At 69.4% G+C, this 13,300-nt stretch carries 12 protein-coding genes and 4 tRNA genes; 9 read left to right on the plus strand and 7 right to left on the minus strand.

Going from position 1 to position 13,300, the window contains the following annotated elements:
• Window positions 1-145 precede the first annotated feature (145 nt).
• Window positions 146-217 (minus strand) — tRNA-Val (locus ACWEOO_RS20785).
• Window positions 218-338: 121 nt separating this feature from the next.
• Here ACWEOO_RS20785 and ACWEOO_RS20790 point away from each other — a divergent pair.
• Window positions 339-905 carry a CGNR zinc finger domain-containing protein gene (locus ACWEOO_RS20790; RefSeq protein WP_452144371.1) on the plus strand — a complete coding sequence of 189 codons (567 nt, stop codon included), beginning with the start codon at window positions 339-341 and terminating at the stop codon, window positions 903-905.
• Window positions 906-979: 74 nt separating this feature from the next.
• Here ACWEOO_RS20790 and ACWEOO_RS20795 read toward each other — a convergent pair whose 3' ends face one another.
• Window positions 980-1,798 carry an aminotransferase class IV gene (locus ACWEOO_RS20795; RefSeq protein ID WP_452144372.1) on the minus strand — a complete coding sequence of 273 codons (819 nt, stop codon included), beginning with the start codon at window positions 1,796-1,798 and terminating at the stop codon, window positions 980-982.
• A 174-nt stretch (window positions 1,799-1,972) separates the two neighbouring features.
• Here ACWEOO_RS20795 and ACWEOO_RS20800 point away from each other — a divergent pair.
• From ACWEOO_RS20800 to ACWEOO_RS20810, 3 genes are all read left to right on the plus strand, one after another.
• Window positions 1,973-2,045: transfer RNA gene (locus tag ACWEOO_RS20800), tRNA-Gly, on the plus strand.
• 32 nt (window positions 2,046-2,077) lie between these two features.
• Window positions 2,078-2,148, plus strand: a tRNA-Cys gene (locus ACWEOO_RS20805).
• 25 nt (window positions 2,149-2,173) lie between these two features.
• Window positions 2,174-2,248 (plus strand) — tRNA-Val (locus tag ACWEOO_RS20810).
• A gap of 102 nt (window positions 2,249-2,350) precedes the next feature.
• Here ACWEOO_RS20810 and ACWEOO_RS20815 read toward each other — a convergent pair.
• A complete protein-coding gene (locus ACWEOO_RS20815; protein ID WP_452144373.1) occupies window positions 2,351-2,851 on the minus strand; it encodes a hypothetical protein in 501 nt (166 codons plus the stop codon).
• Window positions 2,852-3,388: 537 nt separating this feature from the next.
• On the opposite strand from ACWEOO_RS20815, the gene ACWEOO_RS20820 reads away from it, so the two are divergent.
• Window positions 3,389-4,357, plus strand: a complete 969-nt coding sequence (locus tag ACWEOO_RS20820; RefSeq protein WP_452144374.1) for an NADPH:quinone oxidoreductase family protein — start codon at window positions 3,389-3,391, stop codon at window positions 4,355-4,357.
• Here ACWEOO_RS20820 and ACWEOO_RS20825 read toward each other — a convergent pair.
• Genes ACWEOO_RS20825 through ACWEOO_RS20835 form a run of 3 tightly spaced genes read right to left on the minus strand, consistent with a single transcriptional unit; the run spans window position 4,354 to window position 7,176 of the window.
• Window positions 4,354-4,950, minus strand: coding sequence for a formylglycine-generating enzyme family protein (locus ACWEOO_RS20825; protein ID WP_452144375.1), 597 nt, complete (start codon window positions 4,948-4,950; stop codon window positions 4,354-4,356). The genes ACWEOO_RS20820 and ACWEOO_RS20825 overlap by 4 nt on opposite strands.
• Window positions 4,951-4,968: 18 nt before the next feature.
• Window positions 4,969-6,432 (minus strand): ArnT family glycosyltransferase, encoded by a 1,464-nt coding sequence (locus tag ACWEOO_RS20830; RefSeq protein WP_452144376.1) that lies wholly within the window; start codon window positions 6,430-6,432, stop codon window positions 4,969-4,971.
• 36 nt (window positions 6,433-6,468) lie between these two features.
• Window positions 6,469-7,176 carry an SDR family NAD(P)-dependent oxidoreductase gene (locus ACWEOO_RS20835; protein ID WP_452144377.1) on the minus strand — a complete coding sequence of 236 codons (708 nt, stop codon included), beginning with the start codon at window positions 7,174-7,176 and terminating at the stop codon, window positions 6,469-6,471.
• Between the two features lie 83 nt (window positions 7,177-7,259).
• Between ACWEOO_RS20835 and ACWEOO_RS20840 the strand changes: the two genes are divergently transcribed.
• The 4 genes from ACWEOO_RS20840 to ACWEOO_RS20855 all read left to right on the plus strand — a co-directional run bounded on the left by ACWEOO_RS20840 (window position 7,260) and on the right by ACWEOO_RS20855 (window position 12,333).
• The gene (locus ACWEOO_RS20840; RefSeq protein ID WP_359929116.1) at window positions 7,260-8,333 is read left to right on the plus strand and encodes a GntR family transcriptional regulator; all 1,074 of its coding nucleotides are present in this window, start codon (window positions 7,260-7,262) and stop codon (window positions 8,331-8,333) included.
• Window positions 8,334-8,380: 47 nt separating this feature from the next.
• Window positions 8,381-9,937, plus strand: coding sequence for a sensor histidine kinase (locus tag ACWEOO_RS20845; RefSeq protein ID WP_452144378.1), 1,557 nt, complete (start codon window positions 8,381-8,383; stop codon window positions 9,935-9,937).
• Window positions 9,934-10,599, plus strand: coding sequence for a response regulator (locus tag ACWEOO_RS20850; RefSeq protein ID WP_452144379.1), 666 nt, complete (start codon window positions 9,934-9,936; stop codon window positions 10,597-10,599). Before ACWEOO_RS20845 ends, ACWEOO_RS20850 begins: the two co-directional genes overlap by 4 nt.
• Before the next feature lie 171 nt (window positions 10,600-10,770).
• The gene (locus ACWEOO_RS20855; protein WP_452144380.1) at window positions 10,771-12,333 is read left to right on the plus strand and encodes a division plane positioning ATPase MipZ; all 1,563 of its coding nucleotides are present in this window, start codon (window positions 10,771-10,773) and stop codon (window positions 12,331-12,333) included.
• A gap of 6 nt (window positions 12,334-12,339) precedes the next feature.
• Here ACWEOO_RS20855 and ACWEOO_RS20860 read toward each other — a convergent pair whose 3' ends face one another.
• Window positions 12,340-13,278 carry a hypothetical protein gene (locus ACWEOO_RS20860; RefSeq protein WP_452144381.1) on the minus strand — a complete coding sequence of 313 codons (939 nt, stop codon included), beginning with the start codon at window positions 13,276-13,278 and terminating at the stop codon, window positions 12,340-12,342.
• Window positions 13,279-13,300: the final 22 nt, after the last annotated feature.

Here is a 13,300-nt window from a genome sequence, read left to right on the forward strand (position 1 = left end):
CAACCACCGCCGCCGAGCGAAGCGACGGCGCAGGGGGGTGCGGGTGGCGGAGCCCCCGCCGGCGGCAAGCGAAGCGCAGCCGCACAAAACGACGAAGGCGACGCGGCTCGCGCTTTCCGCGAGCACACGCCGCCTATCGACTTCGTGGGCGATACTGGGTTCGAACCAGTGACCTCTTCGGTGTGAACGAAGCGCGCTACCACTGCGCCAATCGCCCGGGGTGGTGCTGATGTTTCTTATGTGGTGTTGCGGGTGAAACCATAGCGCATGATGAAGCGACGATCTAATCGGGCCGGGCTACTCTTGCTGCAGGACGGAGATCCCGTCGCGTTGGAGACGTGATTGTGACTTTCTCGCACGACACCGAGCAGGCGCTCGGGACGCTGGTCCGGCTCGTCAACACCATGCCCGGACCGAACAGTCAGGTCGACTCGCTGGAGACCCTGGAGGATCTGGAGAAGTTCGTCCAGGAACGGGAGTTCAGCGCGGTCGGCATGCTGACGGAGAAGGACCTGGCCGAGGTCCGGGACCTGCGCCCGCTGTTCGCGCCGGTGTTCACCACGGATTCCGACGCGTCCGCGGCGACGATGATCAACGCGATCATCGCGCGTGGGACGTCGACTCCGCGGCTGACCAACCACGACGGGCACCCGTGGCACATCCACTACTCCCGCGACGGCGCGTCGCTGGCCTGCCGGATCACCGTGGAGTGCGGGATCGCGCTCGCCCAGGTGATCTCCGCGGGTGAACGCGAACGCCTGCGGCGCTGCGAGGCGCCGGACTGCGACGACGCCTTGATCGACCTGTCGCGCAACCGTTCGAAGCGGTACTGCGATGCCAGGACGTGCGGCAACCGCTTGCACGTCGCGGCGTACCGCGAGCGCCGCAAAGCCTCCGGCGAATAACTCAGGAACGAACGCCGGCCTGGGGAGGATTGTCCGCCCGATCAGGGACGAATTCCTCCCCAGGCCGGCGTCTGTCAGGGGTTGGGGTTTTCCGCGGAGCGTTCCGCGAAGATCTTCGCGACCTGCGCGGTGATGGTGCCGGGCGCCGGCAGGTCGCGGTCGTCGACACGCTGGATGTCCTGGACGTCACGAGTTGTCGATGTGAGGAAGATCTCCTCGGCCTCGAACAGCCGCTCCAGCGGCACGTCGCGCTCCACGCCGCCGAACCACTCCAGCACGAGCGCGCGCGTCACGCCGGCCAGTGCGCCCGATTCGAGCGTCGGCGTGACCAGCTCACCGTCGTACACGCAGAAGATGTTCGAGCCGGTGCCCTCGCTGAGGTTGCCGATCGTGTTCGCGAAGATCGCCTCGCTGCCGCCGCGTTCCTTCGCGTAGGCGAGCGCGCGGACGTTCTCGGCGTACGACGTGGTCTTCAGGCCGGCCACCGCGCTGCGCTCGTTGCGTACCCACGGCACGGTCACGATCGCCGACACCGGCGACGGGCGCTTGATCTCCTGTGTCGCGACCAGCACGGTCGGCCCCGACGTACCGCGGTCCGACGACAGCGGCGAGACCCCGCCGGTGTACGTGATCCGCAGCCGGCCGAACGGGATCCCCGGGTCGGCCTCGATCACGGCGTCGATCCCCGCCTCGATCGCGGCGACGTCCGGCGCCGGGAGGCCGAGCCCGACCGCCGAACGGACCAGCCGGTCGAGATGCCGCCGGACCGCGAACGGGCGGCCGCTCTCGATCTTGATCGTCTCGAAGACGCCGTCGCCGGTGGTCAGCCCGTGGTCCAGCGGCGAGACCGTCGCCTCGTCGTCCAGCAAGGCGCCGTTGAGCCAGATACGCATGTGGTGCTCCTTCCGGGAATCACCTTAGTGCGCAGGTGATCAAGGACCGCGGGGCAGTCCGGAGGTGAGCAGTTGATGACCGTACGTCGACCTGTGGGGGACCCCGGTTTTTGAACTGGGGCGGAGATGGGCTAATGTTCTTCTCGCGCCGGGGACATCGAAACCGGGCGCAATGCGGACGTAGCTCAGTTGGTAGAGCGCAACCTTGCCAAGGTTGAGGTCGCCGGTTCGAACCCGGTCGTCCGCTCGGAGAGGGTTCGGCACGCCAGCTTTCTCAGTGGTGGAGTGGCCGAGAGGCGAGGCAACGGCCTGCAAAGCCGTGTACACGGGTTCGAATCCCGTCTCCACCTCGAGAACCTCAATCAGGTTCCAGACGGACGATTGGCGCAGCGGTAGCGCGCTTCCCTGACACGGAAGAGGTCACTGGTTCGATCCCAGTATCGTCCACCAAATTTCAATGGCAGGCGTTGAGGGCCCCTCCCGGTGATCTGGGAGGGGTCTTTCGTTGCGTGGCCACTGGGCGCGTGTCTTCACTTCCGGCGTCCGCCCGGATCAGGTCGTCCAGATCGCCGAGTCGTACTCGAAACCGGGCGTGAACTCGAAGACGATGTCCTTGGGATTCGAGACCCCGAAGGCGACCTTGTACCGCGCCTGCCGGCCGTCGAGGATCTTCGTGTCCGGTGAACCGTTGATGCCGTGGGCCGAGTCGAAGATCTCGTCACCCTCGACGTCGCCACTCTGAACGGTGGCAGTGGCCGTCGAAGGATCGAACGCCTTGCCGGACTTGTTCACGATCGTGATCGTGAACTGAACAGCGTGCTTGAAGCTCTCGCCGCCGAATCCGGTATCTGACCGCCGGTATGCCTTCGGCGCGGACACGGTTGCGGAGACGCCGTTCTCCCAGGTGAACGCCTTGCCGAACGCGACGGTGGTGTCAGAGGTGGACGGTTCGTCGGTCGGCGCCGGCGTCTCGCTCGTAGTCGGCGAGGTCGCTGTCGACTCAGGAAGTGCGTTGGTGCCCGTCGGCTGCGTACTAGCCGGATTGCCTGCCACCCCGCCACACGCCACCAGGCCAACGACAACCCCTCCGGCTGCCAGTGCCGTGAAGATGCTCCGCCTCACTTGATCGTTCCGCCGCGGATGCTGCTGAGACATGCTCGTGTCCCCCCTCCCCGTAATGCGGTCGCCCCGCCCTGGGCTGAACCGCGAGATCCGTGCTCTCTCTTGGTGAGGGAACACGGAGTGTTACCTACTTCGTGTGTAGGTGGGAGCCGAACGGCGACCAAGGGCTGTCAGGCCCGGCAACATTGGTCGAAAGTCCCGGGACCTCGACCCTGGGTGTGCCAGCTCGACAGGACGTGTGTGGTCATTTCGCAGGGGTTGGGCGGTGGCTGAGCGTGGCGAGGAGGGCTGGGCGGCGAGACGTCCTGTCGAGGTTGCTCGCGAGGGGCTGGACGCCGGACTCGATCGGCCAGTGGGCGGACTTCACGAAGGGCAGGCTGGCGAAACCGACCGGATGCCGAGATCTTGTTTGATGAGTAGCGAACGGATGTACGATCAAGATCAAACATATAGAGGGATGGTGAGATCGTGCGGGCGTTGGAGCAGCCTTCGTTGGACGGGCCCGGGGTGATGCGGGTCGTGGACGTTCCGGTGCCGGTGGTGGGGCCGGATGAGGTGCTCGTGAAGGTCGGTGTCGCCGGCGTGAACTTTGCGGACGTGATGCAGACGCGCGGCACGTACGACGGCGGTCCCAAGCCGCCGTACGTCGCGGGCTTCGAGGCCGCCGGCACCGTCGTTGCCCTGGGCGAGGACGTGACGCGGGTGGCTGTAGGAGACCACGTCATAGGCACAGGCGCCGGGGCGTTTGCGGAGTACATGGTGATGGCTGCGGACGCCGTCGTGCCTGTGCCGGCCGGGTGGAGTGATGAGGAGGCGCTCGGGCTTGTGCTCAACTGGGCCACCGCGCTTGTGTCGCTCCGCCCGGGGCAGCTCAGCGCAGGTGACTTCGTGCTGATCCACGCGGCGGCTGGTGGTGTCGGACAGGCTGCGGTGCGGATCGCGAAGTACTACGGTGCGACCGTCATCGCGACCGCGTCCGCCGCGAAGCACGACGTCGTACGGCGGCTCGGCGCGGATCATGTCATCGACTACCGGAACGCGGATCTGGTCGCCGAGGTGCGAAGGCTGACCGACGGACGCGGCGCCGACATCGTGCTCGAATCCGTCGGCGGTGACACGTTCCGGCAGAGCGTCGAGGTCGCGCGCCGGGTGACGGGGAAGGTTGTCGTGATCGGGGCCGCGGCGGGCGAAGCCTCGATCAGCAACTGGGAGCTCAACTTCCGGCACCCGGTGCACGTGATCGGCCAGCACCTGACCACCACGATCCGGCACGCGCCGGAGCTGTTCGCGAAGGTCCTCGCAGAGCTGGACGAGCTGATCGAGGCCGGCGTCTACCCACCCGGCCGCCCGACCGTCTACGACCTCGCCGACGGCCCGAAGGCGCTGAGCGAACTCGAGGCCCGCGCCACCGTCGGCAAACTCGCACTCAAGCCCTAGTCGACGATCGACTGCGCGACCCGGAAGCCCAGGTCCTCGATCGCGAATGTCGGGTGCGACCGGCGGCGGACGGTGGAGCCGATCGAGCGGTCTTCGTCGGCGAAGCCGCCGCCGCGGAAGATCCGGTACGAGCCGTAGGTTTCCGGGTCGTACAGGTCCCAGCACCACTCCCACACGTTGCCGAGCATGTCGTGGAACCCCCACGCGTTCGGCGCGCGCAGGCCGACCGGATGCGCGTGTCCGCCGGAGTTCGCGGCGTACCAGGCGATCTCGTCGAGTGGCCCGTAGCGATAGCCGGGCGTGCCGGCGGTGCACGCGTACTGCCATTCGGCCTCGGTGGGCAGGCGGTAGCCGGGCGAGGACCGATCCCACGCGACCTGCTCGCCGTCGATCGCATAGGCGAGCGGCAACCCGGCGTCCGCCGACATCTGGTTGCACATGGCAACGGCGTCGTACCAGCTCACGCCGGTGAGCGGCACGCCGTCCCGCGCGACCGGGTACGGGGCGAGCCGGAAGGCCGGCAGATCCACAGGCCAGCGCCTGCCCACCCGGTCGTCGCGCAGGAACAGCAATCCAGCTGGTACGTCGAGCATCCCGCAACCGTAAGCGGATCAGTAGAACTGGCGGACCTTCGGCCACAACGTGGACCAGGCCTCGGCGGGCGCGGAGCACAGGACGAGCGCGGTCCCGTCCTCGTCGTTGGCCACGATGCTGTCGATCGTCCCGACCTGCTCGCAATCCCGGAAGTACGACTCGAAGATCGGCGTCCGTTCGAGCTCGACGAGGAGGACCGGGCCGGTGTTGGTGTCCGGTGGTCGCGCCCAGTCCCAGAAGCTCATGTGCGCGGAGTACGGCGACGGCAGCCCGTGCGCGGGCCCGTAGCGCACGAGTGCACCGGCCTCGCCGTAGTTCCCGGTGAACAGCGTCGCCGTCGATCGCTCACCAACAGGGATCCGACCCCAGACATCGGCGACGGACGCGGCGAAGGCCGGCCAGCCGATCTGCTCGCCTTGCTCCTTGTTCACCGGGATGACGAAGTCCGCGGCCGACGCGGGCAGCACCGGAAGCGTGAACACGGCGGAGGTCAGCGCGGTCAGCGTCAGACCGACGACAGCGACAACGCGGTGCCGGCCGATCCAGCGAAGTGTCGGCTCACAACCAGCCGCCACAAGCACCAGCAGCAGCGGCAGCGCGTAGTACGACTTGCCGCCGGCCGCGAGGACGATGACGCACAGCACCGGGTAGGCGAGGGCGACGGCCCGCGCCCACGGCAGCTCACGCCAGATCCGGCGGAACCCGGCGATCCAGACCGGGACCAGGAACGGTGACAGCTGCAGGATCTGGAGTGGGACGAACATGATCCGGTTCTCGGCGCCGTCGTCCTCGCTGATACCGCCGGCCACCTTGAGCTGCGGCCAGTCGTGCTGAAACTGCCACAGCACGTTCGGCAGGGCGATCAGCCCTGCGACGGCCACACCTGCGAGGAGCCACCAGGAACGCAGTATGCCGCGCGGACCGACGATCAGCAGCGACACGAACAGGGCTCCGAGCGGCAGCACGACAAGGTACTTGTTCTCCAGCGCGATCCCGGCCGTCAGGCCGAGCGCGAGCCACCAACGGCCGTCGCCCGTCCGCAGCAGCTTCACCGCGAACAGGCCGATCAGCATCCAGGCGAGCAGGTCGTACGTCGCGGTGGACACGAGGTGCCCGACGCCGAGGACGAAGCCGGAGACCGCGGCGCAGACCGCGGCCAGGATCTGCCCGCGTCGCTCGCTGCCGAACTCGCGGGCGATCAGCGCGACGACCACGATCGTCGCGACGGTGCTCAGCGTCGACAGCACCCGCAGCCCCATCACGGTGTCGCCGAAGACCGCGGTCGAGACGCGCGCGATGAACGGGGTCAGCGGCGGCTGGTCGACGTACCCCCAACTGAGGTGCCGGCCGGCGACCATGAAGTACAGCTCGTCGCGGTGGTAGCCGTAGCGCCCGGACAGCGCGGTCAGCACCGCACCGACGATGAGCGCAATGGTCGTCACGGGCCGGGCCGCGAATGCGGCCACCGGAGGGCGCGTCATGACGGAATGGTGCCAGCCGCAGGGGTTAGCCACCACCTAGTTCAACCACCGGGGCTCCGACTCGCGTTCCAGCAGGACGACCCGACCGGCGAGCGAGTCGTCCGCCACGAAATCGACCACCGCGTCGGTGACCGCATCGAGTGGGACGAGCGCCTGGCCGCGCTCGGCCGGCTGGAGTGCCGCGCGCTCGCGGATCCCGCGTGGCGTCGCGACCCAGTCGGGGACCACGCAGTTCACCCGGACGCCGTCGATGTCGGGCAACGTGGTCGTGAAGCGGATCAAGGCCGCCTTCGCCGCGCTGTACTCCGGGGACACGTGCGGCCCGAAGCCCACCCCAGCCGTGGAGCCGACATTCACCACGGCGCCGCCGCCCGCCGCCCGCATCCCCGGGATCGCCAGCTGGGTGGTCAGCATCGGAGCGCGGAGATTCAGGTCCAGCGCCGCGGTCCAGCGCTCGACCGAGGCCTCCGGGAAGCACGGCCGCAGCACCGCGCCGCCGCCGGCGTTGTTGACCAGGATCTGCGGCCGGCACGCCATCAGCTCGCGCACGGCGTTGTCGTCGCGCAGGTCGACCTGGACGAACCGCGCCGTCGGCCCGATCAGCGCGCGGGTCTCCTCGCCGCCTGCCGCATCGAGGTCGGCGACCACCACCGACGCGCCCGCGGCGCCCAGCCGGGCGGCGATCGCCCGGCCGATCCCGACGGCCGCTCCGGTGACCACTGCAGTCTTGCCTGCGATGTCCATGGTCAGCACGGTGCCACCGCCCACCGACAGTTCCCGTGGATGATTGGATATGTCAACCGGACAAGTCATGAGGGGGAGGCGCTGTGGCACTGCTGTACGAGCGGATCTGTGATCACGTGCTGGAGCAGCTCCGCCGCGGCACGCTGCGGCCGGGCGACCGGGTCCCGTCGGAGATGGAGCTCGCCGCGCAGTTCGCGGTCAGCCGGATCACCTCCAAGCGGGCCCTGGAGGTGCTGCGGGAAGCCGGTCTGGTCGAGCGTGTCCGCGGCAAGGGCACGTTCGTCGTACCCCGGCTGCCCGACCTCACCGAGCTGACCGTCCCGCTCCGGTCGAACCCACGGCGCGAGACGCTGTCGATCGCCTACATCGTGCCGTCGATGTCGGAGGCGTTCGGGCTGGACCTCCTCAACACCATCGAGGAGCGCTGCGCGGAGCAGGGCGCCCATCTGGTGATCCGGCGGACGCACGGGCGTCAGACCGACGAGGAGAAGGCCGTCGACTCGCTGGTGGCCACGGTGGACGGTCTGATCGTGTTCCCGGTGTACGGCGACTTCTACAACGCCAGCCTGCTGCGGCAGGTGCTGGACGGCTTCCCGGTCGTGCTGGTCGACCGGCAGCTGTCCGGTATCCCGGTGTCCGCCGTACTGACGGACAACGTCGCCGCGGCTCGGGCGCTGACGCAGCGGCTGCTGACCCAGGGACATGAACACATCGCGTTCGTCTCGCCGCCGCCGGTGAACACGTCTTCGATCGAGGAGCGGTTGGAGGGCTTCCGCTCCGCCTTCGGCGACCGTGGCCGTCCGTACGAGCTGACCGACCTGCGCAGCACGCTGCCCGGTTCGACGACCACCGAGAGCGTCCGGGCGGACATGGACACCATCCGGGCCTTCCGCGAGCAGCGGCCCGAGGTGACGGCGTACTTCGCCTGTGAGTACAACCTGGCCCGCATGGTCGACAGGGCACTGGGCGGCGATCGGGTGGTCGCGTGTTTCGACTCGCCGGGCGACTCCATCGGCGGACCGCCGTACCTGCACGTGCGCCAGAACCAGACCGAGATGGGCCGGCTCGCCGTGGACCTCCTCCTGGCCCAGTTGCGCGGCGAACCGGTGCCGACGCTGTCTTACGTACCGTTCGAGCTGATCGACGCGGAGACCTGACTTTCGGCAGTACGGCGGGCGTGCTGCGACTGTGTAGCGTCTACGCCATGAAGTGGCGGCGCCTGGGGGACGCGGGTCTGTGGGCCGCGCTGAGCCTTCTCGTGCTCGCGGAGAGCGGCGCGCGCCACGATCCGTACGGGTTTCGTGCCGCGTGTCTCGCCGTCCTGGCGTTCGCTGTCTTCGGCCGGCGGAAGTGGCCGCTGGTCGCTCTGTGTGTCGTGGCGTGGACGGAGATCGTCGTGCTCGCCTTCGCGCTCGGTACGACGAACGGCGTGCAGATCGCGCTCGTACCGGCGATCAGCCTCCTGAGCTATCTGGCCGGGCGCAGGGAGACACAGCTCAAGCACTTCGTCCTGCTCTGCAGTTGGTCGCTGCTCGGGATGCTGGTGCTTGCACTGACGATGCGTAGGGGAGCACAGGCAACAGAGGCGATCCTGACCTGGCTGATGCTGCTCCTGCTCGCACTGCTCCTGGTTGTGCTGCCTTGGTTGATGGGCCGGTACCGGGCGCAGCAGGCCTTGCTGGCGTCGGCCGGCTGGGAGCGGGCCGAGCGGATCGAGCGCGAACAGCGGATGGAGATCGACCAGGAGCGGCTGCGCGAGCGGTCCCGGATCGCCGAGGACATGCACGACTCGGTCGGTCACGAGCTCAGCCTGATCGCGCTGCGCGCGGCCGCCCTCGAGCTCGACCCGTCGCTCCCGGAGGAACACCGGCGGGCCGCGGGTGAGCTCCGCGAGTCGGCGGCGACGGCCACGGAGCGACTGGGCGAGATCGTCGGCGTACTGCGTGACCAGGACGCACCGACCGTGCCGCACGACGAGACGGTGCGTGCGTTGGTGGACAGGGCGGCAGCGTCCGGTCTGGCGGTGCGGCTGACAGAGGAGATCGACGGCGTACTGGCGCCGATGGTCGACCGCGCCGTGCACCGCGTGGTCCAGGAATCGCTGACGAACGCGAGCAAACACGCACCTGGTGCGGCCGTGACCGTCAGCGTAACGACGCACGACGACGACGTACGGGTGGCGGTGGTGGACACCGGTGCGACCCAGGTGGTGGCCGCGCCGTCAGGTGGGCGTGGGCTCGACGGGCTGCGTGAGCGGGTCCGTCTGGCCGGCGGTTCGCTCGCCGCGGGATCGCGTCCGGGTGGTGGGTTCGAGGTCAGTGCCACGATGCCCCGCGCCGGCGGCCGACCGGAGCCACCCACTGCGGCGGTGGAGCGTGCCACGGTACGGCGTAGCGCACAGCGTGGCCTCATCACCGCGATTGCCGCGCCCGTCCTGTTGGGCGCCGTCGTCGGTGCGGTTGCCCTTGGCTACTACCTCGTCGCCGGCTACAGCGCGATCCTGCGTCCGGCGCAGTACGACGCACTCACCGTCGGCCAGTCCGAGGCGGACGTCGCGAAGCTGCTGCCGCGGATGCAGATGATCGACCCGCCGGGGGAGGACTATCACGCTCCGGCCGGATGGAGCTGCCGGTACTACCGCCCGGCGGCCCCGTTCTCGGCCAATTACGTCTACCGCTTGTGTTTCGCCGACGGCGCATTGGTCGCCAAGGCCGTCGTACAGAGCGGATCTGTTCCACCGACACCGGAAGGCAATCGATGATCAGGGTGATGCTCGCCGACGACGAGGCGATGGTGCGGGCCGGAGTCCGCGCGATCCTCGGCACCGACGACGAGATCGAGGTCGTCGCCGAGGCGGCCGACGGCGTCGAGGCCGTCGAAGCGGTACGGCGGCACCGGCCGGACGTCGCCGTGCTCGACATCCGGATGCCGCGGATGGACGGACTCGCCGCCGGCGCGGAGATCCGGCGGATCGTACCGGAGACGGCGGTCGTCGTCCTCACCACGTTCTCGGAGGACGCCTACATCGCCCGCGCGCTCGGCGACGGCGCGAGCGGCTTCCTGCTCAAGTCGGGCGATCCGCGCGAACTCATCGCCGGGCTGAAGGCGGTCGCCGACGGCGCCGCGTACCTGTCTCCCAAGGTCGCGCAGCGAGTGATCGCCGAGCTGAGCGCCGGCGCCGGCGGCGGCGCGATGGCGCGGGCGGCGGCCGCCAAGGAACAGGTCAGCACCTTGACTCCGCGCGAGCTCGAGGTGCTCGGACTGCTCGGTGCCGGAATGTCGAACGCAGAGATCGCCGCGCGGCTGTTCCTGGTCGAGGGGACCGTGAAGGCGTACGTCAGCGCGATCCTGTTGCGGCTGCGGGTGAAGAACCGGGTCCAGGCCGCGATCGTCGCCTACGAAGCCGGGCTGGTCACGGGCTGACGCACAGTCGGGTACTGGTGCGGAACCGTCACCGGACGCTCCGGGTCGTGACGTTGTGAGGACACCCGGTCATGGGATAGTGGACCCTCCCGGGGGCCCTCACATCCTCCGGGCCACCCAGCAAGCCTCAGGGGCCACCCGCCCCCTCTCACAGAATCGGGGATCCAGGTCGTGACCGACTCGCACACCTCCGGACAGCACAAGGACCGGGAAGCGGCGGCGGCCGAGGTCCGGAGAATGTGGCAGCCGACCCCCTCCTGGACCCAGCCGGACCCGAACCAGTCGCCCGACGCCGACCAGGTCGAGGAGACCGACGAGCAGGAGGACGCGCTCTCGCGCACCGACTCGTGGGGAGTGGCTCCGAAGCCCGTGGACCAGCCGGCGCCGTGGACGCAGCCGCAGAGCCAGCCCGCGCCGTCCTGGACCCAGCCGGCCGCCGAGTCCGGTGCGGCGTCGTGGAGCCAGCCCGAGGAGCAGGACGACGAGTTGGCTGTCGACGGCGAGGCGGCGTCGACCGGGGCAGCCGACAGCGCTGCTCCGGAGGCCGGCCAGAGCACCCCGGTGTTCGGGGGTTCCTCGTTCCACGGCTCCGGGCACGACGACCAGGGCGGTCAGCCGCAGGGCGGTCAGCCGCAGGGTGGCCAGCTCCCGCAGGGGCCGGCGCAGCACGCCGCCGGTCAGCCTGCTCAGCCCGGTCAGCCTGTCCAGCACGGCCAGCCCGGTCAGCCGCTGTCGCAGGCCGCTCAGCAGTTCTTCCCGCAGGGCGTCCCCGGTCAGCAAGCGCAGCAGCCGCCGCAGAACCTGTCGTACCGTGCCGACGAGCTGATCCAGGCGCTGCCGTTGCCGCGGGAGGCTCCGGCCGAGCGCGGTGTGCGGAGCGTGCTGAAGCTGCGGCCCGGTAGCTCGGAGCGTTCCGAGCGGATCGCGCGGGCGACCGCCGCGACGGCCTTCCGGCGTCCGGTGACGATCGTCGTGGCGAACCCGAAGGGCGGCTCGGGCAAGACGCCGACCACGCTGCTGCTGTCCGGTGCGCTCGGGCAGGCGCGCGGCGGCGGGGTCGTGGCCTGGGACAACAACGAGCTGCGCGGCAACATGCACCTGCGCACCCACGACACGAACTCGCGGTCCACCGTCACGGACATGCTGCAGGCGATGCCGATGCTGACCCAGCCGGACGCGCGGCTCGGGGACGTCGCGGCGTACCTGCGGCACCAGGTCGCCGGTCAGTACGACGTGCTGACGTCCGCGACCACGACGTACGCGCAGATCGAGGCCAAGGACTTCGACCAGATCCACCGCCTGCTGAGCCGGTTCTACAAGGTGCTCGTGATCGACACCGGCAACAACGAGGGCTCCAGCAACTGGCGCGAGGCGATGAAGGCGGCCGACGCCCTCGTCATCCCGATCAAGTGGAAGAGCCTGTCCTGCGCGGCCGCCGTACAGATGCTGGAGGAGCTCGACAACCAGGGCCCGGAGGCGCAGCGGCTGATCCGCCGCGCGATCATCGCGGTCTCGAACGGTCCCGGCGACGTGAACAAGGAGGTCGAGAAGCAGCTCCGGCCGTACTTCGAGTCCCGCGCCGCCGCCGTCGTCGACATCCCGACCGACATGCACATTGCCGCCGAGGGACCGCTCGACCACTCCGCGCTGCAGCCCGGCACCCGCCGGGCGGCGCTCGATCTGGCCGCCAGGGTGTCCGAGCAGATCACGATCGCGCTGAACACCCCGCGCTGAGCAGCATCAGCATTCCCCGGAGGTGGTTCCGGCCGGTACGAGGGCGCTGATGCTGAAGACAGTGCTGCTCCTGCTGTGCTTGGCCTGGCAGAGCTGGAGCCCGTCGACGTAGGCGCGTGCTCCGGCTGCCTCGCCGGCCGCGAACCACTGCGTCGCCAGCGGCCTCCGGTCGCCGGCCGGCCCAGCGTTGCCGGTGAGTGCCGCGAAGATGTGCTCCTGGAGGGTGCGAGCCGCCGTCCAGGAGCCGGCCCGGATCCCGATCACGTGGATGCCGTCGACGCTGCTGATCGCGGTCACCAGGTCTGAGTCCCGGATGCAGTTCTGGACGGTTCTGCTGTTGGAACTGGTGCAGGTGAACCCGTCGGCGGTGGCGGCGCCGGCCACCTGCTCGGCGGTCCCGGCGAATGCGTGATCGGGGAGCGTCGGCCACTTCCAGCCCTTCCGCTCCAGATCCATTCCGCCGAAGCCCTCGAGCCCGGCGCTCAGCACGGTGGCCGACCCCCAAGCGGTCCGGTGCTCGCCGCTCTTGGCGAGTAGGCCGGTCAGCTCGCCGGCGCCACTGGCTGCGGCGAAGTCCCCGACGACGGCCTCGAGGTCCGGCTTGGCCTGCGGGGCGTCGGCCGGGTCGGTGTACGCGATGTCGAACGACCCCGAGACCAGCTGACCGTCCGGCGTCGCGGTGAAGTCCGCCTTGATGTCGTGGGTGGCGTCCTTGCGGTAGCAGCCCCGGACGACCAGCGGCTTGTTGTCCGGGTACAGGTCGGAGCACACCAGCCCGCGCTTGCGCAGCGCCTCGGTGAGGACCTGCGCCTGGCCCTTTGCCTGCCCGGCGGTGTCCGGTACGACGTACTGCGCGTCCGGCCCGCCCTGGTCCGAGCTGCAAGCGACAAGGAGCAGCGCCACGGAGGCGACGAGGATCTTGGGACTACGCAGGATTCCGGGCACGACCACACAGTGTGACAGCCCG

It is taken from the genome of Kribbella sp. NPDC004138, from assembly GCF_053603655.1.

Excerpts from the sequence above, each read along its gene's own strand:
- ACWEOO_RS20850 (WP_452144379.1), top strand. The coding sequence starts at position 9,934 with ATGATCAGGGTGATGCTCGCCGACGACGAGGCGATGGTGCGGGCCGGA.
- ACWEOO_RS20835 (WP_452144377.1), bottom strand. The coding sequence starts at position 7,176 with ATGGACATCGCAGGCAAGACTGCAGTGGTCACCGGAGCGGCCGTCGGG.
- ACWEOO_RS20825 (WP_452144375.1), bottom strand. The coding sequence starts at position 4,950 with ATGCTCGACGTACCAGCTGGATTGCTGTTCCTGCGCGACGACCGGGTG.
- ACWEOO_RS20845 (WP_452144378.1), top strand. The coding sequence starts at position 8,381 with ATGAAGTGGCGGCGCCTGGGGGACGCGGGTCTGTGGGCCGCGCTGAGC.
- ACWEOO_RS20795 (WP_452144372.1), bottom strand. The coding sequence starts at position 1,798 with ATGCGTATCTGGCTCAACGGCGCCTTGCTGGACGACGAGGCGACGGTC.
- ACWEOO_RS20830 (WP_452144376.1), bottom strand. The coding sequence starts at position 6,432 with ATGACGCGCCCTCCGGTGGCCGCATTCGCGGCCCGGCCCGTGACGACC.